This is a genomic window from Gemella sp. zg-570 (assembly GCF_018866345.1).
In the GTDB taxonomy this organism is placed as follows: Bacteria; Bacillota; Bacilli; order Staphylococcales; family Gemellaceae; genus Gemelliphila.
Genome location: NZ_CP076443.1, coordinates 548,719 through 567,333 on the forward strand (window position 1 = coordinate 548,719; position 18,615 = coordinate 567,333).

Genomic DNA, 18,615 nt, shown 5'->3' on the forward strand with positions numbered 1-18,615 from the left:
TTATTTATGAATAGTTTACGCAATTAAAAGGAGCATTAGCTCCTTTTTTTATTTTGGCTATTTTTATAAAAAAAGATGAAAAAATATTATTTTTTTTGTAAAAAAAGCTTGACAAAAGAAGAAGAAGAAGAAGGTAGAATATTTATACAGGGTTAAGTTAATCCGAGTTTTTGAAAAAGGAGTAAGGTATGATTACTTTTAAAGAGTTAGCAGAGCTTTTGACTAGCTTAGGTGTTTTATTTGCCGGTATTGCTAGTTTAATAAGAGCTACTAATAATAAAAAGCCTTCTGTAAAAAACAGAAAGCGTAAATAACTAATAAAGGGGGCAACCCCTTTATATATAAGTATATCATATTGGTTTAGAAAATGCAATTTTTATTAGCTTTTATATTTTGTTTTTTAATTTTCCGTTGGGTAAGCAAGGGTGATTAGGTTTTAAAGGAGGTGTTATTTTGGTTACTTTGAAGGAATTAAGGGAAAGTAAGGGGCTTAGCGTCCAGCAGGCGGCGAAGCTTTTAGGTATTAGTAGAAATTCTTTATATAATCATGAAAAAAATACTAGGAGCGTTAGGCTTTACAGGTTAAAAAAGATTAGCCAGGTTTACGGAGTAAGCATAGATGAAATAGAATTTGAAGGGGGGCTGTAAAATGCAAGGTGTAAGGGGCTTTATAATAGGTGTTTTTCTAGCTGTAGGAGTAGAAGAAGGCTTAAACCCTTTCAGAACACTAATGTACATACTGGGGGGCTTAGTACTAACAATGTTTTTTGATTTTAGAGATTTAGAGGAAAAGAAGCCTGTGAAAAAGAAAGTTAATAAAGGCAATCAAAAATTCATAAGCCCTTTTTATTAAAGGGGGTAAGGAATTGAATTGTAAAACAAAAAAAGACGTCTAGCTAACGTCTTAATTCGGTACTTTTAGCTTGTTATCTATTGCTAGTAGATAAAAGAAGGCTTAGCAAGTACAGCAGGCGTTCCTCCTCAATAAATTTTTCACGGCACCTATATTTACATTAAAATTTCATCTAGCTAAAATTACTTTGTTTAATGTAAAGTCGACTGAAAAAAATATACAAGTTTACGCTATCAGTAAAAACTTGGTCAAAAAAACCAACTCCTTTTTTAAAGAAATTGGGTACCCAGAATTGTTACCTTAACAAAAATTATACAAGAAAACAATGTATAAAACAAATAGGAGGAGGCACACAACGCAAGAATTTATAAAAAAGATTTAGAAGAAAAAAGGAAAAGGCAAGATGGGAGAAGTAAGCAAGAAATGGGAAATGAAAGAGGATGTAGATCTGTATAAATTGCAACCTCATTTTATAGTTAGGGACTTAGCAAAACATTTTAAAACCAGCAAGGAAGAGGTAAGGGCAAGGATAAAGCTTTTGGGCTTACGGCGTGATTTTTCAACGGATAGGGTACAATTTGATAGAATACCCAAGAAATATTTTATACATGCGGTTTTAACAATTCACGGTGTAAATACGTATAATAAAGTACGTTTAGCTGTGTATATGGGGGAAGGCATAGAATATATAAATGCTTCTTACCGTCAAGTAAAGAGGAGTTTAGGCAAATAAAAAAGCTAGCAACATAAGTTACTAGCAAACCTAAATATATAGGTAGATGATAGCATAAAAAGAGGGAAAAGTCAAGATGAAAGAAACAATACAAGAAAAAATAGACAGGAACAAAAAAGAAGACCTGGCAGAAATGCACCATTACATATACGAATTAAAAATACTAGAAAAGAAAACAAAAATAAAATTAGGTATAGACTGGGACAAGGCAATAAATAGAACGCTAAGAGCAATTAGCGAAATATACAAAAAAAGGAAAAATAAAAAATGCGACAACTAACAGATGAATTAAACGAGCAAAGGGAAATAATAAGACTACTTAATAGGCAAAAATACAATTTGGGCAAGAGGCTACCAGAAAAGAAGGTAACCGAGATAATAGCCCTTATTTGGGACAATATAGACTGGTGGGAAGGAGTAAACAACGAAGGTTGGAGATAGTAGGAGGTAAAGACGGTGAAAAAATTACAAAAAGCAAGGGTGTTATTACAAGAAAAGCAATTAAAGAAAAGTGGGCTTAATCCATTTCAAAAGTTTAAGTATTTTGAACTGCAAGATTTTTTACCAAGGGTAAATGAAATTTTTGAAAGTTTAGATTTATATAGCCACTTTGACTTGTATAAGGAAGTGGCCAAGCTGACTATAAAAGATAATGAGACGGACGAGAAGGTGCAATTTACAAGCCCTATACAGAAGTTAGAGGGGGCAAAGATGCAGGATATAGGGGCGACTATTACTTATGCTAAAAGGTACTTGTATATGAACGCCTTAGAGATAGCAGAAAATGATATAATAGACGCTAAGAACCAGGAGGAGAGAAAGGCAAGGCAGGCTTTAAAGGATGCAAATACGGCAAAAGATAAGGAAGAGATAATAAAAAATATTAATGATAATGTTGACCCTGTCCAAGTTACGAAGTGGTTAAAGGCTAATGGTTATGAAACGTTAAATGATGTTAGTGGGGAGGTGCTGGCGACTTTATGGAAAAACTACTTAGAGAACTTGAAGCAAAAGAAAAATTAGTTAAGGAAGTAACGGAGGATATAGCAAGGATAAAAGAGGACTTAATGCAGGAGATGAAAAAGGAGGGTATAGACAAGTACCTTACAAAGGGGGCGAGTATATCTTATATTCCGTCTAGTGTGTCTTATGTGTTTAATTCTCGGCAGTTTAGACAAGAGAACAGCCAGCTGTATGAAAGTTATTTAAATCAGGAGAGGGTAACAAATGAACAAATTAGAATTTCAAGAAGCAAATCATAGTTATACTTTGGGTGGTAAAAATTTAATTTCTGTAACGCAGGCTATAAAATTAATCCTGGGTGAGAAGTACGAAGGGGTAGCTGAGGAAGTTTTGGCGACTGCCGCTTCTTATGGTACAAAAATACACGAGCTAATAGAAAGGCTAGAAAAGGGGCAAGCCCTCAACTACCTAGACTTGAGCGAAAAAGAAATGCAGACTATAGAAGACTATAAGAGGATAAAAAACTTTGAAAGTAAGTATGTAGAGCATAGGGTACATTATAAAGACTTGTACGCCGGTACTATAGACGGAGTGGGCGAGAATATCATATATGATATAAAAACAACAGCAAGCGTAGAGTATGATTATATAGCCCTGCAGCTTAGCCTTTATTTAATGGCATATGATGAAAAAAATTATGATAGCTATAAAGCCTACTGTTTACACTTTCCTAAGAGGGAGAGGGCGAAAAAAATAAGGGTAGCCTTATTAGAGAAAGATGCAATTTTAAAAATAATTGGTATAATAGAAGATAAGCTAGGAGGTGGTGAAAATGATGAATAACCTTGTGCTAGTCGGAAGACTGACAAAAGACCCTCAGTTAAAAATAGGTAATAATAACTTAGCCGTAGCAGTTTTTACGCTGGCAGTAGACCGGGGCGTAAAGGATGCAAGAGGAGAGAAACAGACGGATTTTATACAGTGTAAGGCGTTTGGTAAGCAAGCTGAAAATCTGTGTAGATATCAAAGCAAGGGGAACTTAATAGGCTTGTGTGGTAGTATACACACGGGAAGCTACCAAGCAAAAGACGGGACTACTAAGTATACGACCGATGTAATAGCTAGCAGTATAAGCTACCTGCAGGCTAAGAGAGAGGAAAGCAAAGAAGACAAGGACAATATGGACTGGTTATTTAACCAGGCAGATCAGAAGACAGAAAACCAAAAATTTAATTTTGGTAGCTATGGAATAGGAATAAACGGTAACACGATATTCGACAAGAACCCTTTTAAAGAAAAAGAATAAAAAGGGGGGTTGGATAAGATGAACTTTTTTCAAGCACCTAAAGAATTATTCAACCCTAAAAGTAAGTATTTTAACCTATCTAACAATGCTAAAATTCTTTATATGTTTATGTTGGATAGGGTGAGATTATCACAAACAAAAGACAAAAAATTTTACGATAATAAAGAAAAGAAATATTTTATATACTTTAACATAGAAGATTTATTAAACAATAGCGGCCTAAAGTCGAATAAGACTTTAATTAAGGCTAAGCAAGAATTAATAGAAGTAAACTTAATAGAACAAAGTGGAAATAAGAAAAACACTAAATATTTTGTCTTTTTACCCCAAGACAAGATTATAGAAAAAAATAAGATAAAGAAAAAAGATAAATCAAAGAATAAAGAAATTAAGAAAAATAATAATAATAATAATAAGAAAAATAATAAGATAGTTTCAACGATAAATAAAGATAAAGATAAATTAAAAGATATATTAAAAGATATATTAGAAGATAAAGAAAAAATAAATAAATTAGAAGATAAAATGCCCTCCGCTGTATTAGAGCTAGAGCAAATATTGATAGACGGAGATATAAGAGGGTGTGAAAAAAAATATATTCTAGATACGATCGAAATATATAGAATAAAAAAAATAAAAATAAAAAGTTTAATAAATTTTGTTAGATTTTTAAGAAAAAAATATAAAGAAGATAAAAAGAGAACAGATAAACGATTTGAAAAAGAAGAGGTTGACAGAATAATAAATTATACTTGGTATAACAAGTAATTATTATTCCTTATTTAGTCGAAATACCCTTAAGACCCTTGTGCATATACATGGTACAAGAAATAAAATAAATTTTAAAAAAATGTTTATAAAAAAAATCGCATACCTTGTGTCCGATTTGTGCATACGCATGGTACAAAGAGAAAATAAATTTTAAAATAATGTCTAGTAATAGACGACACGCCAACAAATAGGTTTGTAAGCGGGGGCGTGGATAATATAAAATGACCAACGGCCGGAATAACTAAGCGATATAAACGACAGCTCAACGTCGGGGAGAGTGGAAGCGGGGAGCTGGATAAAATAAAATGACTAACACCTTAGAAAACTCATTAAAATCGACAAATAGACGACACGCCACCTAAATGGTTAGTAAGATGTGGGGCGTGGATAATATAGCAATAACAATCCGCCTAAACAACTAAATATTTAAGCGTGCATTTAAACGACAGCTCAACCGATGGCAACAGTAAAAAGGGGGAGCTGGATAAAATAAAATGACTAACGGATTAAAAGACTGGAAAGTAGCCATATTCGATTTGTGCATATGCACGGTACAAAGAGAAAATAAATTTTAAAATAATGTTTAATGCAAATACGCATACCGTGAGCGGACTTGTGCATATACACGGTACAAGGCAACAAAAATTTTAAAAAAATGTCTATTCTTGGTTCGTCAACAGTATTTTTTAAATTGTTTAGTGTACAATGAAAATTGAATAGATTTTTAAGACCAAAAAATGGTTTATTTGATACCAAAAAAAAATTGTTTGCTTTGGGTTTATTTAATCATGCTTTATTTTAGACGAAAAAAAAATTGTCTGCTATAGGCTTATTTAAACACGCTTTATTTTAGACAAAAAAAAATTGTCTGCTATAGGCTTATTTAGCCATGCCCTTTTCTATACCTCATAAGAGGTAGAAGTGTAATTTTTACACTTAAGAATTTTTAAAGTGTAATTTTTTCCGTCTAAAGTGTAATTTTTGCCATTTTAAAGTGTAATTTTTACACATAAGTAATAATGAATAGTAATAATAATATATTAATAATAATATAATATAATATCACCTAGTTTATATATATATATATATATTATTATTATATATAATTAGTATACTAGTTATATATATAGCGTACGCGTGATATTATATTATGGGGCTATACTACTTTATAATAAAAATATATATAAATATGTTTTTTAGGAATTTCTTTTGTGAGTAGAACGTCTAAAGGGGTAAATTAGGCGTTTTAAGGTAGCATAGAGCTTGATTAGAAGAAAAAATGATATAATGTTCCAGAAAGTAAAAGAAAGGGCTAAAACATAGCTTAAAATGCTTAATTTGGCATTTAGGGGTAATTTAGGTTTTTTAGGTGCTTATTTTAGGTTGGATTTTAGCTTGTAAGTTTAGGTTTTAGATTATATAGGGAGTGGTTATTTAAAGATGGATAATAAGCGAGAATTGCATATTTTTTTGGGGTTTGATAAGATACCGAGGACTACGGCACAGCAAAAGAAAATAGCTGTTATAAAGGGACGTCCTATTGTTAGGGATAGTGAAAAGCTTAAGCTTACTAAGAAGTTATATAGGCTTAAGTTAGATCAATATAAACCAGATAGCCCTTTTGTGGGTGCTTTGGAGCTTGGGGTTGTTTATCATTTTGAAAGACCTGGGAATGTTAAGAAAAACCAGGTGTATAAGATTACTAGACCTGATACGGATAACTTAATTAAGGCTTTGAAAGATTGTATGGCAGAGTCTGGTTATTTTCTGGATGATGCCCAGGTTGTGGTTACTCATATTAAAAAGGTTTATGCAGTCGGTAATGTTGGAATTGAAATTTTTTTAAAAGAGATTTAAGGGTTTTTGTTTTATTGGAGGTTTTAGGAGTGTATAAAATATTAAAATATTTGTCTGCCGTGTTTGTGGGCTTTTATATTGGTTTTTTAATTTTTGATTGTTTTTTTCATAGGTTTAGTGAAGAAAGACCTATTGTGATTAAGTAGATATTTTTAGGAGGTTAACAGGATGAAAAAATTAAATGAAGATGTATTAAAGGATTTATTAAGAAAACATGAAGAATGGCTAGATAGCGAGGGTAAAGGGGGTAGTAGGCTTAATTTAAGTTTTGTTGATTTAAGCTATCTTGATTTAAGATACGCTAATTTAAGGGATGCTAGCTTGACAAATGTTAATTTAAGCTATGCTGATTTAGAATATGCTGTTTTAGAAAAGGCTAATTTAAGCTTTAGTGATTTAAGCTATGCTAATTTAAGAAAGGCTATTTTAGATGAGGCTATTTTAAAGCAAGCATCTTTAAAGGGTGTTAATCTTTACCAGGCGTCTTTGGTTTCTGCTAGTTTAAATTTTGCTAATTTAGAAGATGCTTATTTAAGGCTTGCTAATTTAGCTTGTGCTAATCTTTATAAGGCTAATTTACTTTATGCTAATTTAGCTTGTGCTAATTTAGCTTCTGCTGTTTTAAGGGATTCACGTTTAATTTTTGCTAATTTAAAAGATGCTAATTTAGATTGTGCTAATTTAGATAATGCTAATTTAAGGGAGGCTATTTTATCTGAGGTTTGCTTAAAAGATGCTATTTTAAGGGATGCTTGCTTAGAAGGGGCTAATCTTTATAATGCTAATTTAGCAAGGGCTAATTTAAGGGATGCAGATTTAGAAGGGGCTAATCTTTGCAAGGCTAATTTGACAAGTGCTAATTTAAAGTGTGCTTATTTAAGGCATGTATACCATGAGCAAGTGGAGGGGCAAAGGGTTATTTCTGTTGGGCTTGATACAACAAGCGATAATAACCAGGTTTCTTATTGGGCTGATTTAGACTTGGTAACTTGCAGCTCTTTTATTGGTTCTTTTGGTGATTTTATAAAGCATGTTGAGCTTAAATATTTACATAAGCCTATTTTGCTTAAGAGGTATAAAAAGGTTATTGATTTTATTTTGGATATGTTAAATGATTATAAAGAGGCTAAGAAGGGAGACGTGTAGCTATGAGTGATTTTTTAAGTGAATGTAAGCCTTGTAAGTTTATGACGCAAGCAAGCCTTGACGTTTTGGTAGTCGAACATGAAATATGGCTAGAGAGCAAGGGCAAGGAGGGAGAAAGGCTTGTTTTAAGTTCTTATGATTTTAGCGATTTTGATTTTTCTAAGTTGTTTTTAAAGCAGGCTGTTTTTGAAAATTGCGATTTTTCTTATGCTAAGTTTGACGATGTTTTTTTAGCTGAAAGTTGTTTTAAGTCTTGCAGGTTTGATTATGCTAAGTTTAAGGGTGTTAATCTGTATAAGGCTTGTTTTAAGGATTGTTCTTTTCTTGATAATTCTTTTAATCTTTGTGTTCTTTCTTTTGCTAAGTTTAAAGGTGTTAATGGCTTTTTTGTGAGTTTTAAGGATTGTTCTTTAGTTTCTTGTTTTTTGGATGAGGGCAAGTTTTATTTTTCTAAGTTTAGCCGTTGTGATTTGAAAAATTTAGGTTTTGATAGCTTTATTTTTGAAAGTTGTGATTTTTTACATTGTGATTTTTTAGCTTGTGATTTGTCTAAGGCTAGGCTTTGGTTTTGCCATTTTTCAGATGTTAGGGGTTTAGAATTTTCTTCTTTTGAATTTGCTTCAAATAATGGCAATTCCCATTTTGTTTTTTATTTTTTCCGTGATTGTGATTTAGTCTTGCTGGGGGATTTCCAGGGGAGGCTTAAGGATTTTGAAAAAGCTTTTGATGATTGCTTAGAGGGTAATTTTAGCTTTTTGTCTAGGGGTAAAAATCCTATTAGGCTTAATGAAAATCATAGGTTTTTGTTTAGTTCTTTAGTTAGTTGTTTTTAGGTTTTAGGGGGTGTTTTTGTGTCTTCTAGGGTTAATTCTTATTTGATTTTTTGCTTGCTTGCTAAACAGCAGCTTTTGGAGCGTGAGATTTATTTGTTTTTAAATTCTAAAGAAAAGTCTGATTGTGAACTTGGTTTAAGGCCTGTTTTATCTTCTTCTTATGATGAGGCTTTAATACGTAAAATTTCTAATAGGGATTATTTGTTTAAAAAGGGTTGTCTTGACTGTGTTAATAGGCTTTTTGATGAGATGGATCTTTTTACTAATTCTATTGTTTCTATGAGGTTTAAAAAGGGTTATTCTATCCAGCAGATTTGTTTTAAGGTTTCTTATAGCAAGTCTAGCGTTTATAATATTATTAAGGGGCAAAAGGACAAGCTTTATTCTATGCTTTTGGATTTAGAAGCGGATATTTACGGCAAGTAACTTTTTATTTAAAATTGATTTCTTTTTTTCTTGTTTTATAATTTTTAACCACTAGTTTTAGTGGTTTTTTGTTGTGAATTTTGTGTTTTTTATTGACAAGTTGTGTAGAATATGATATTATATTATTGTAGTTAAGTTACTACATTTTTTTTAAGGTTCTCACCTTTTCAAGTTTATTTGAGAGGGGGTGAGATTATGAAGGTTATTTTATATCTTTTTGAACATATTCAAAATGTAGTTATAACATTTAATACTTTATTAATAGTTTTTAAATATTTAAAGGTACATTTTAAAAAAGGCAAAAAGAAAAACGCTAAGAGCGGGAACTCGAAGCGTAAAAAATAACTGTTATAAAATCACAAGGCGGCAGATTGTCGCCTTACCTTTAAAAGTATTTTATCACATAAAAAAATAAAAAACAAGATGAAAGGAGGGGAAAAAATGGAAAATTTAACCCAGTATAGAAAAAGGCAAATGCGACTAACTGAAGAAGAAAAACTTATCGAAAAGGAAAAACGAAGGCTTAGGGATAAAGAGAGGAAGTTAAGAAGAACTGAAGAGGAGAAAAAGAAAATACAATATATTAATTATAGAAGCCATGCCAGAAAATTTTTAACTGATTTAATAAGTGATGAAGATAAACCCTTATTTATAGAAATTTTAAGGGAACTTGAAAAGTAATTTTTATTTTTTTTATTATTTGGTATTGACAATACACGGTAAGGCGTGTATAATATTATTATAAGGTTAAAAACCTTAAATAAGGCGAGAGGGAGGAGAAAACATTGGAAGATATGACAAATAGAGAATTTGAAGCTGTTATTAAGTTAATAATTCAAGTTATTAAAGACACGGAAGATAAAGAAGAGTTAATAAAAAAAATAGAAGCATTACTAAGTAAGTAATAACTTCTAAATTTATAAACTTAAAAATTGGGTATAGGTGGAACTCGCCACCACCTATTACCATTATATAGTATTGGCGAGGGAAAGGCAATATATTTTTTTGGAAAATAAAATAAAAATTAGTGAAGCTAAAAAGCGGGCTAATAAAAAGTGGGATGAGAAAAACAAGGAAAGAAAGCTTTATATTTCTAAACGTTCTGTTGCTAGAAATTTTATTAAAAAGGTAATGGTTGATGAGGATTTAGAGGAATTTAAAAGGCTTTTTGAGGAGCGTTTAGGGCGAGGTAAGCTTGAGTAGTTTTTTTGTTTTTTAAGGGGTAAAAACCCCTTTTTTTGTTTTTTTTTATTTTTTTTTGAAAAAGTCTGGAAAAATTGGAAAAAATGGGGGTAAAATTGTATAATAAGGAATTTCTACGGAGTATTCCTTATAACAAGCTTTTTGGTTAATTTTTTAGTTTTTTCACTGTTAATTTCCCCACCTTTTTTGAAATTATTTTACATAAATAAGGCCACTTTTTAAGTGGTTTTTATTTTGGGTTTTAGTCTTTGTTTATGATTTTTTTCTAGCCAGGGCTTTTGGGCTAACCTTTTAACCGACAAATCATTTACATATGTATAAAAACTTGTTATAATTTAGTTTTCAGTTAAAGGGGGGGATTTTTAGTGGCGTTTTAAAAAGAGGACTTGAAAGGGAAATCAAGGGTTAAGTGGCATTTAGTTTTTACTAGGTGCTTTTTGTTTTGGTTTTTAATGGTCTAGTTTTAAGTGTTTAAAAAAGGCAAAATAAAAAACGCTAAGAGCTGCAACTCAAAGCGTAATAAAATAATTAAATAATTTTAGGAGGTGGCTTTATATCTCCTTTGAGTATATTATACCATAAATTGTTGTTAAAAGCAAGGTTAAAAAGGCTGGTTTTTTTACTGGTTTTTGGCAGTGTTTAGGGGGTGGTGTTTATTAGAGAGGATATTTCAAAGGATTTAGAAAGGGCGGCTTTGGATTTGATGGCAGGCTGGGCAACTGGCAGGAATAAGCAAAAGGCTTTTGTTTTAAATTTTGTGGCTAATGGTTTCCAAAATGCGGCTGATGCGGCTTTAAAGGCTGGTTTTTCTGCTAAGAATGCTAGAAAGCACGGGTCTTTTATGCTTAATAATAAAGCAAAATACGGACACATTGCAGAAGTTGTGGCAAAATTACAAGCAATTTTCGATGAAAGGGCAGTCGAGCTTTCGGTTGCTTCTTGTTTGGAGATTAGGCAGTTTTGGAGTGATATTTTAAGGGGCAATGTAAAGGATGTGAAATTTATAGGTGTCGGGGAGGGTATCCAAAAGGTTATTGAGGTTAGCCCAGATTTGGCAACACGTCTTGCAGCTTCTGATAAGCTGGCAAAATCTTATGCAATGTATAGTCAGAATATAAGCGTTAATTCCGATCCTAATGTTAATATTTCTTTTTTAGAGGTTGAACGCGATGAATAGGGTAAGGGTTAATAAGCATTTTCGCCCTTTTTTGGAAGACTGGGAACACTATTTTTATGTTGTTGTTGGTGGTTATGGTTCTAGTAAGTCTTATAATACGGCTATTAAGTTAATAAGTAAGGCTATAAGCGAACCTAATAGGCGTATTTTGGTTGTTCGTGAGGTTTACGAGACTATAAGGGAAAGTTGCTATAATCTCTTGCTTGAGGTTTGCTCTAGGTTGGGGCTTAAAGAAGGTTTGCATTTTAAAAAGAGGCAGTCGCCCTTGCAGATAACTTTTTTTAATGGCAGTGAGTTTATTTTTAAGGGTTGTGATAATTCGCAAAAATTAAAGTCTATAAATGGGGTGTCTATTATCTGGGTTGAGGAGTGTACGGAAGTTAATTATGAGAGTATTAAGGAGCTTATCGGGCGTTTAAGGCATAATGTACAGTCTAACCACATTATTTATACTTCTAACCCCGTGAGTAAGAACTCTTGGCTTTACAGGCACTTTTTTATTGATGTAAACCCGGATAATCAAGAAAGGCTTGTTAAGCTAGACGATAGGGAGCTTTACGAGAAAAGGATTATAAAAAGGGGTAATGCATTTTATCATCATAGCGTTTGTGATGATAATTATTTTTTGCCGTCTTCTTATATTGAACAACTTGACGATATGCAAAATTACGACAGGGATTTATGGCGAATAGCTAGGCGAGGTGAGTTTGGGGTGAATGGTAAAAAGGTACTGCCTCAAATTAAGCTTTTAAAGCCCGATGTGATGCTTTGCAAGATGGAAGAGATAAAAACACCTTTATATTTTAACGGGCTTGATTTTGGCTTTGTAACGTCTTATAACGCCCTTTTAAGAATGGTTGTTGATCATGATAATAAGGATTTATTCATTTATTGGGAGTATTATTCTAAGGATAAGACAGACGAGGAGATAGCAAGGGATATTGAGGAGTTTAGACAGACTGGCGAGCTTATTAAGGCTGATTCAGCAGAGCCTAAGGCGATAAGGTATTATAAGCAAAAGGGCTTTAATATTAAGGCTTGTAAGAAGTTTAAGGGGTCGAGAAATGTTTATACTAAAAAAGTTAAGAGGTTTAGAAATATTTTTATTTCTACATCTTGCCCTAATGCTATTAAAGAACTTTGCGATTTGTCTTTTGCTGTAAATAGGGACGGTCAGCTTCTGGAGGATGAATTTAACATTGACGCCCACACATTGTCGGCTATTTGGTACGGGCTGGATAATTACGAAGTGGCTAGTCTTAAGGTTTCTAAGTTTAAAGTAGGGGGTGTAAGTTTTTAATGGGATTTTGGAATAAAAGGAGGTTGTTTATGAGTTTTTTATTCGGGGATGATATGGAAAACTTGAACACTAAAAAGATAAAGTATTATGTCGATAGTTTTAAAAGCTCTGATAGGTATAAGTGGATGTTATTGGGTCAGAAGTATTACGACGTAGACAACGATTATAAGGACGCAAAGAACGCTTATAAGAAGCAAAATAAGGCTGATAATAGGCTTATTCACGCTAGCTATAAAAATATTGTTGATGAGAAGGTGTCTTTTTCTTTTTCTAAGGATTGCACTTTTCAATGTGATGATGTGGATTATATCCACGATGTAAAAAAGGTTTTGGGCAAGTATTTTCAAAATGTTTTAGAAGAGTTGGCTTATGAAGCGTCTAATAAGGGGATTGCTTGGTTGCATCCTTATGTTGATGAGGAGGGGGTATTTCGCTTAATGGTGGTACCGTCTGAGCAGTGCATCCCCATTTGGGAGGATGTAACACACGCTAGGCTTAATTCTTTTATTCGCTTTTATCCTGAGCAGGTTTGGCTGTTTAATGAATTAAAGACTTTTGAGCATTTGGAGGTTTGGACAAGTTCGGGGGTTACTCATTATAGGCTTGATGCGTCTTTAGGTGAGATTATGCAACTTGGGGATTTGTCTTATCCTTTACGTGTTGAAAATCAATTTTTTAATTGGTCAAGTGGTATTCCTTTTGTTGCTTTTAAGAATAATCACCGTGAATTGTGCGATCTGAAATTTGTTAAGTCTATTGTTGATAATTACGACTTGACACGCTCAGAAGCTGCGAATTATATTCAAGAGGTTAAGAATATTATTTATGTCTTAAAGGGGTATAGTGGAGATAGCGATAACGTGGCTAAGCTTAGGGCTATGATTAATGACGAGCGTATTATTCTTTTAGATGCAGACGATACTGAAAGCAAGTCTGACGTGTCGGCTTTAACTCCTGAAATGGATATTACGGCCTTAAAAAATCATTATGAGCAGTTGAAAAGGGATATTATAGAGTATTCACAGTCTATTAATAGGGATTTGGACAAGTTCGGGTCAGCTCCTTCTGGGGTCGCTTTGAAGTTTTTATTTTCTGGTTTGGAGCTTAAAGCGGCTAAGTTTGAGCAGGAATTTTCTAAGGGTATTGATAAGCTTTTATTGTTTGTTAATGATTTTTTAAATGTTTCTAATGCTCCTGATGTTAACGTTGTTTTTGCCCACGATTTAGAAATTAATGAAAGTGAAGTTATCGCTAATTGTATTAATTCTAAGGGGCTTATTTCGGACGAGACTATACTGGCTAATCATCCTTGGGTTGTTGATTTTGAGCAGGAGCAAAAGAGGCTTAAGGAGCAAGAGGAAAAGGAAGAAAGCAAGCTTGAGAAAGATTTTAAAAGGGTAATGAGCGGTGAAGACGAGTAGTAAGTATTTTGAAAACAGGGCAGCTAAAAACCAGTGGCAGACTTACTACAATACAGAAAAGCATAGTAAAAAGCTTATTGCCATATATGAAGATTTGACAAGGTCTTTAGTTGATGAGCTTATGAAGGTAGAAGAACTTATAAGCAAAAAGGGCTTAAGTCGAAGTTTGGCTTATAGGTCTAAGTATTTAAGGCTTTTACAAAATAGGTATAAAAACGAGGTTTTGCTTTTAAGTAAGAAGGTAGATAAGATTTATTCTAATATTACTGACGATATAAGCCTTAAGACTTATGAGGATACTTCAAAGGAGCTTGGCTTTGATATTGTTTATAATGATTTGTCGGTTAAAAGGTTAGCCCAAAAGCCCTGGCTTGGTGCCAACTTTAAGACTAGGCTAGGCAAAAACCAGGCTGAGATGACAAAAAGATTATTCGAGACTTTGCAAGTTGGGCTTAATACTGGCTTGTCTGCTGTTGAAATGGCTATTCGTTTAAAAAATGGCGTTGATAGGGATTTTAACAAAATCATGCTACTTGTCAGAACTGAGGCTATGCATCATTTAAACCAGGTTAAATTACAGGCTTACAAAGACAGTAAGGTTGTAAAGAAATTAAAAGATGTTGTAACTTTAGACGATAGGACAAGCGAACAGTGTGCAGTCTGTGCTGGTAATATTTATGATATTGATAACGCCCCTATTCTTCCTAGACATCCTCGGTGTCGCTGTGTTCTGGTTGCTTATATTGATGTTGATAATCTGGCAAAACAGTTTGATAGGGAGGAAGCCTCAGTTAATAAGGCTTTACAAGCTGGCTCTGCTGGTGCTATAATTAAGAAAGAAATAGTCTATAAGATAGCTGATAAGGACACAGAAAAGAGGCTGCAAGAAGTTTCTGATGGGGTTTATAAAGCATTTAGTGGGGATCAAAAAGAAGCTATACGTTACTATACAGATAAAGATTCAGGAAAAATTAATAATTACCTAAGGAACAAAGACTTAAGCGATATAAAAAAACCAGATATTGAAGACAAGGTGAAAATACTAGATGAAATTTTAGAAAGTAATAATCTAGGCTATGATTTGAAATTATACCGTTATACAGGCAAAGAAGAATTTAAGGCACTTCAAGAAGGTGATTTTTTTAAAAATTATTTCAGTACAAGCATAGATGAAAAAGCAACAAAACATTTTGATCATGGCTATAAGTTTATTATCCAAGCCCCTGGGCAAACTAAGGGCTATTATATAGGCAAAAATTCAGAAAATGATTATGAAAAAGAATTTTTAGTGCATAGAAATACAAGGTATAAAATATTAAATATAGATGAGAAAAAAGGAATATTGGAAATGGAGCTGTTAGAAGATGACTAAATATAAAGATTATATCCAAATGCAAGATGTGTCCCATTTTTGGCATTGGAAAGACTTATTAGAGGATAAAAAAGAAATATTAGAATACATTGAAGAAAAAAGAGAAAAATTTTTTAAAAGTCTTGACTGTGAGCCTAGCATGGAAAACTTGCTTAAGCTCTGCCCCTTGGTGCAAGGTGACGCTTATAAATTGGGCTTTTTAGTTAGCAAGGCTTACAGTCCCGAGGAGATAGAGGAGAAAAAAAGGTATTATTTATCTTTGGAGCCTCTGCCAGAAGCTAATGTACCTATAGGACTTTGGAAGTATAAGGTCGAGCGTACATTTAGGGGGGCTAGCTTTAACGATTACCCTGATTGGCATTTCTGCTGTTTGGATACTTACAGAAAATTAGGGCGATTTTATTTTTAGGCTATTTTTAGGCTTAGGAACTTTTTATTAAAATTAAACACTTAGCTTTTGTTGGGTGTTTTTCTTTTGTCCTAGATATGACGCTAAACTGTCTTTTTCGTATGTCAAACGTTACTTGACAAGCTCTATTGTGGACTATACCACGTTAATAAATGTAAAGGAGAAAATAAAATGAAAAGAGGATTTTTACAGGCTTTGGGTCTTGATGTTGAGGTTATAAACAAGATTATGGCAGAACATGGCAACACCATTAATTCGCTACAGTCTATTAATGAAAGTAACCAGGATACTATAAGAGATTTACAGGCTAGCTTAAAAGTTTTTGAAGGGGTTGATGTAGATGACTTGAAAAAGCAAATAGCAGATTTGCAAGAAGAGTCTGAAAGAAAGGTAAATGATTTAAAAATTCATTATGCAATTGAAAGCGCCTTGTCTGGGGTTAAGCATAAGGAATTGTTGACTAAGCAGGTCGATATGTCAAAAATAAAGGTTGACAAGGAGGGCAAGGTCAAGGGTCTTGATGAGCAGGTAGCAGGTTTTAAGGAGACTTACAAAGAGTTTTTTATAAGCGAAGATGCTAATAAAATAACAGGCTACACGCCAGCAAATCCTGAGAGGCTAAATATTAGTAATAGTTATGACAGTCTTATAAATAAGGCTGATAGTATGTCGGCTGATGAAGTAGCCGATGTTTTTAAAAATTTATAAATAAGGAGATAAAGATATTATGACAATAAGAAATTTTAAACCGACACTTTGGGAGGGGGCTTTACTTTCTCAATTTCACAGTGTGTCTATAGCTGACGCTATGGCAACTAAACCGACTGATATTCAGGGGGAAAAGGTAGTATTTACTAAGGTTAAAAAGGGGGCTGTAAATGATTATACAGGTTCTGTTAACTGGGCAGAGGTAGATACGGATATTGTAGAGATGACTTTTCCAAAGCAAAAGTATTTTGCAATTAAGCTTGAGAAAGATTTTAAAAGGGTAATGAGCGGTGAAGACGAGTAGTAAGTATTTTGAAAACAGGGCAGCTAAAAACCAGTGGCAGACTTACTACAATACAGAAAAGCATAGTAAAAAGCTTATTGCCATATATGAAGATTTGACAAGGTCTTTAGTTGATGAGCTTATGAAGGTAGAAGAACTTATAAGCAAAAAGGGCTTAAGTCGAAGTTTGGCTTATAGGTCTAAGTATTTAAGGCTTTTACAAAATAGGTATAAAAACGAGGTTTTGCTTTTAAGTAAGAAGGTAGATAAGATTTATTCTAATATTACTGACGATATAAGCCTTAAGACTTATGAGGATACTTCAAAGGAGCTTGGCTTTGATATTGTTTATAATGATTTGTCGGTTAAGGTTAGCCCAAAAGCCCTGGCTTGTGCCAACTTTAAGACTAGGCTAGGCAAAAAACCAGGCTGAGATGACAAAAAGATTATTCGAGACTTTGCAAGTTGGGCTTAATACGGCTTGTCGCTGTTGAAATGGCTATTCGTTTAAAAAATGGCGTTGATAGGGATTTTAACAAAAATCATGCTACTTGTCAGAACTGAGGCTATGCATCATTTAAACCAGGTTAAAATTACAGGCTTACAAAAAGACATAAGGTTGTAAAGAAATTAAAAGATGTTGTAACTTTAGACGATAGGACAAGCGAACAGTGTGCAGTCTGTGCTGGGTAATATTTATGAATATTGATAACGCCCATATTCTTCCTAGACATCCTCGGTGTCGCTGTGTTCTGGTTGCTTATATTGATGTTGATAATCTGGCAAAACAGTTTGATAGGGAGGAAGCCTCAGTTGATAAGGCTTTACAAGCTGGCTCTGGTGGTGCTATAATTAAGAAAGAAAAAGTCTATAAGATAGCTGATAAGGAGACAGAAGAGAGGCTGCAAGAAGTTTCTGATGGGGTTTGGTCTAGCTTGTCTGAAATTGAAAAAAGGGCTATAAGTGATTATACAGGGGACTATTCAGAAGTAACGAATACATACCTAAGAAACAAAGATTTAGGAGGAGTTAGAGACGCTAAAATTGAAGCTAGGGTGCAAGCCTTAGATGCAGTCTTAGAAAGTAATAGGCTAGGCTATGATTTGAAATTATATCGTTATGTAAGCGAAGAAGAATTTAAGGCACTTCAAGAAGGTGATTATTTTAAAAATTATCTTAGTACGAGTATACACAGGACAAGAACAGAACATTTTGGTGATGGCTATAAGTTTATTATTCAAGCCCCTAAGCAAACTAAGGGCTATTATATAGGTAAAAATTCAGAAAATGATTATGAAAAAGAATTTCTAGTTCATAGAAAGACTAAATATAAAATATTAAATATAGATGAGGAAAAAGGAATATTGGAAATGGAGCTGTTAGAAGATGAATAACTATAAAGATTATATCCAACTTAAAGATGTTTCCCATTTTTGGTTTTGGGAAAATATATTTTCAGGAGATAAAAAAAGGGCGTCAGAATTTATAGAAAAAGAAAGAGAAAAGTTTTTTAAAAGTCTTGATTGTGAGCCTACTAGGGAAAACTTGCTTAAGCTCTGCCCCTTGGTGCAAGAAGAGGCTTATGAATTGGGCTTTTTAGTTAGCAAGGCTTACAGCCCTGAGGAAATAGAGGAGAAAAAAAGATATTATCTAGCCCTTGAGCCTTTGCCAGAGGCTAATTTAACTATAGGACGTTGGAAGTATAAGGTCGAACGTATATTTAGGGGGGCTAGCTTTAATGATTATCCAGATTGTAAATTTTGTTTACTGGATACTTATAGAAAATTGGGGCGATTTTCCCTTAAGGATTACAGCAAGATTTAGGCTTATAGTATAATTACTTAGGCTTAGGAA

Annotated in this window: 27 protein-coding genes; all 27 read left to right on the forward strand. The window is 33.2% G+C overall.

Going from position 1 to position 18,615, the window contains the following annotated elements; translation table 11 throughout:
- Nucleotides 1-188 precede the first annotated feature (188 nt).
- Nucleotides 189-314, forward strand: coding sequence for a hypothetical protein (locus tag KMP11_RS07825; protein WP_256444861.1), 126 nt, complete (start codon nucleotides 189-191; stop codon nucleotides 312-314).
- 139 nt (nucleotides 315-453) lie between these two features.
- The gene (locus KMP11_RS02760) at nucleotides 454-648 is read left to right on the forward strand and encodes a helix-turn-helix transcriptional regulator (protein ID WP_216279629.1); all 195 of its coding nucleotides are present in this window, start codon (nucleotides 454-456) and stop codon (nucleotides 646-648) included.
- 1 nt (nucleotide 649) lies between these two features.
- Entirely contained in the window at nucleotides 650-853 is a 204-nt protein-coding gene (locus KMP11_RS02765; protein WP_216280037.1) for a hypothetical protein, read from the forward strand.
- A 403-nt stretch (nucleotides 854-1,256) separates the two neighbouring features.
- Nucleotides 1,257-1,586, forward strand: a complete 330-nt coding sequence (locus KMP11_RS02770; RefSeq protein WP_216280038.1) for a hypothetical protein — start codon at nucleotides 1,257-1,259, stop codon at nucleotides 1,584-1,586.
- Nucleotides 1,587-1,662: 76 nt separating this feature from the next.
- A complete protein-coding gene (locus KMP11_RS02775; RefSeq protein ID WP_215756865.1) occupies nucleotides 1,663-1,866 on the forward strand; it encodes a hypothetical protein in 204 nt (67 codons plus the stop codon).
- Nucleotides 1,854-2,027: a hypothetical protein gene (locus tag KMP11_RS02780; RefSeq protein WP_216280039.1), complete on the forward strand. Its 174-nt coding sequence runs from the start codon at nucleotides 1,854-1,856 to the stop codon at nucleotides 2,025-2,027. The genes KMP11_RS02775 and KMP11_RS02780 overlap by 13 nt, the downstream gene beginning before the upstream one ends.
- A gap of 15 nt (nucleotides 2,028-2,042) precedes the next feature.
- Nucleotides 2,043-2,609, forward strand: a complete 567-nt coding sequence (locus KMP11_RS02785) for an ERF family protein (RefSeq protein WP_216279625.1) — start codon at nucleotides 2,043-2,045, stop codon at nucleotides 2,607-2,609.
- Entirely contained in the window at nucleotides 2,567-2,848 is a 282-nt protein-coding gene (locus KMP11_RS02790; RefSeq protein WP_216279624.1) for a hypothetical protein, read from the forward strand. The genes KMP11_RS02785 and KMP11_RS02790 overlap by 43 nt, the downstream gene beginning before the upstream one ends.
- On the forward strand, nucleotides 2,814-3,392 hold the full coding sequence (locus KMP11_RS02795; protein ID WP_216280040.1) for a hypothetical protein: 579 nt from the start codon (nucleotides 2,814-2,816) through the stop codon (nucleotides 3,390-3,392). The genes KMP11_RS02790 and KMP11_RS02795 overlap by 35 nt, the downstream gene beginning before the upstream one ends.
- Nucleotides 3,385-3,855 (forward strand): single-stranded DNA-binding protein, encoded by a 471-nt coding sequence (locus KMP11_RS02800; protein WP_216280041.1) that lies wholly within the window; start codon nucleotides 3,385-3,387, stop codon nucleotides 3,853-3,855. Before KMP11_RS02795 ends, KMP11_RS02800 begins: the two co-directional genes overlap by 8 nt.
- Before the next feature lie 18 nt (nucleotides 3,856-3,873).
- Nucleotides 3,874-4,623 carry a replication initiator protein A gene (locus KMP11_RS02805; protein WP_216280042.1) on the forward strand — a complete coding sequence of 250 codons (750 nt, stop codon included), beginning with the start codon at nucleotides 3,874-3,876 and terminating at the stop codon, nucleotides 4,621-4,623.
- A gap of 1,443 nt (nucleotides 4,624-6,066) precedes the next feature.
- Nucleotides 6,067-6,483 carry a RusA family crossover junction endodeoxyribonuclease gene (locus KMP11_RS02810; RefSeq protein WP_216280043.1) on the forward strand — a complete coding sequence of 139 codons (417 nt, stop codon included), beginning with the start codon at nucleotides 6,067-6,069 and terminating at the stop codon, nucleotides 6,481-6,483.
- 168 nt (nucleotides 6,484-6,651) lie between these two features.
- Nucleotides 6,652-7,629 (forward strand): pentapeptide repeat-containing protein, encoded by a 978-nt coding sequence (locus tag KMP11_RS02815; protein ID WP_216280044.1) that lies wholly within the window; start codon nucleotides 6,652-6,654, stop codon nucleotides 7,627-7,629.
- A 2-nt stretch (nucleotides 7,630-7,631) separates the two neighbouring features.
- Nucleotides 7,632-8,462, forward strand: coding sequence for a pentapeptide repeat-containing protein (locus KMP11_RS02820; RefSeq protein ID WP_215756946.1), 831 nt, complete (start codon nucleotides 7,632-7,634; stop codon nucleotides 8,460-8,462).
- 18 nt (nucleotides 8,463-8,480) lie between these two features.
- Nucleotides 8,481-8,888: a hypothetical protein gene (locus KMP11_RS02825; protein WP_216280045.1), complete on the forward strand. Its 408-nt coding sequence runs from the start codon at nucleotides 8,481-8,483 to the stop codon at nucleotides 8,886-8,888.
- Nucleotides 8,889-9,329: 441 nt separating this feature from the next.
- The gene (locus KMP11_RS02830) at nucleotides 9,330-9,569 is read left to right on the forward strand and encodes a hypothetical protein (protein WP_216280046.1); all 240 of its coding nucleotides are present in this window, start codon (nucleotides 9,330-9,332) and stop codon (nucleotides 9,567-9,569) included.
- Nucleotides 9,570-9,893: 324 nt separating this feature from the next.
- Complete coding sequence (locus tag KMP11_RS02835; protein ID WP_253195969.1) at nucleotides 9,894-10,091, forward strand: hypothetical protein; 198 nt, start codon at nucleotides 9,894-9,896, stop codon at nucleotides 10,089-10,091.
- A 649-nt stretch (nucleotides 10,092-10,740) separates the two neighbouring features.
- The gene (locus KMP11_RS02840) at nucleotides 10,741-11,268 is read left to right on the forward strand and encodes a terminase small subunit (protein WP_216280047.1); all 528 of its coding nucleotides are present in this window, start codon (nucleotides 10,741-10,743) and stop codon (nucleotides 11,266-11,268) included.
- On the forward strand, nucleotides 11,261-12,568 hold the full coding sequence (locus KMP11_RS02845) for a PBSX family phage terminase large subunit (RefSeq protein ID WP_216280048.1): 1,308 nt from the start codon (nucleotides 11,261-11,263) through the stop codon (nucleotides 12,566-12,568). The genes KMP11_RS02840 and KMP11_RS02845 overlap by 8 nt, the downstream gene beginning before the upstream one ends.
- Nucleotides 12,569-12,597: 29 nt before the next feature.
- Nucleotides 12,598-13,989 (forward strand): phage portal protein, encoded by a 1,392-nt coding sequence (locus tag KMP11_RS02850; protein WP_216280049.1) that lies wholly within the window; start codon nucleotides 12,598-12,600, stop codon nucleotides 13,987-13,989.
- Complete coding sequence (locus tag KMP11_RS02855) at nucleotides 13,976-15,361, forward strand: ADP-ribosyltransferase (RefSeq protein WP_216280050.1); 1,386 nt, start codon at nucleotides 13,976-13,978, stop codon at nucleotides 15,359-15,361. The genes KMP11_RS02850 and KMP11_RS02855 overlap by 14 nt, the downstream gene beginning before the upstream one ends.
- Entirely contained in the window at nucleotides 15,354-15,770 is a 417-nt protein-coding gene (locus KMP11_RS02860; protein WP_216280051.1) for a hypothetical protein, read from the forward strand. The genes KMP11_RS02855 and KMP11_RS02860 overlap by 8 nt, the downstream gene beginning before the upstream one ends.
- A gap of 171 nt (nucleotides 15,771-15,941) precedes the next feature.
- Nucleotides 15,942-16,478: a phage scaffolding protein gene (locus KMP11_RS02865; RefSeq protein WP_216280052.1), complete on the forward strand. Its 537-nt coding sequence runs from the start codon at nucleotides 15,942-15,944 to the stop codon at nucleotides 16,476-16,478.
- A gap of 19 nt (nucleotides 16,479-16,497) precedes the next feature.
- Complete coding sequence (locus KMP11_RS02870; protein ID WP_216280053.1) at nucleotides 16,498-16,782, forward strand: hypothetical protein; 285 nt, start codon at nucleotides 16,498-16,500, stop codon at nucleotides 16,780-16,782.
- Nucleotides 16,769-17,194, forward strand: a complete 426-nt coding sequence (locus tag KMP11_RS02875) for a hypothetical protein (protein WP_216280054.1) — start codon at nucleotides 16,769-16,771, stop codon at nucleotides 17,192-17,194. The genes KMP11_RS02870 and KMP11_RS02875 overlap by 14 nt, the downstream gene beginning before the upstream one ends.
- 265 nt (nucleotides 17,195-17,459) lie before the next feature.
- Nucleotides 17,460-18,155, forward strand: coding sequence for an ADP-ribosyltransferase (locus KMP11_RS02880; RefSeq protein ID WP_216280055.1), 696 nt, complete (start codon nucleotides 17,460-17,462; stop codon nucleotides 18,153-18,155).
- A complete protein-coding gene (locus KMP11_RS02885; RefSeq protein ID WP_216280056.1) occupies nucleotides 18,148-18,585 on the forward strand; it encodes a hypothetical protein in 438 nt (145 codons plus the stop codon). The genes KMP11_RS02880 and KMP11_RS02885 overlap by 8 nt, the downstream gene beginning before the upstream one ends.
- Nucleotides 18,586-18,615 lie beyond the last annotated feature (30 nt).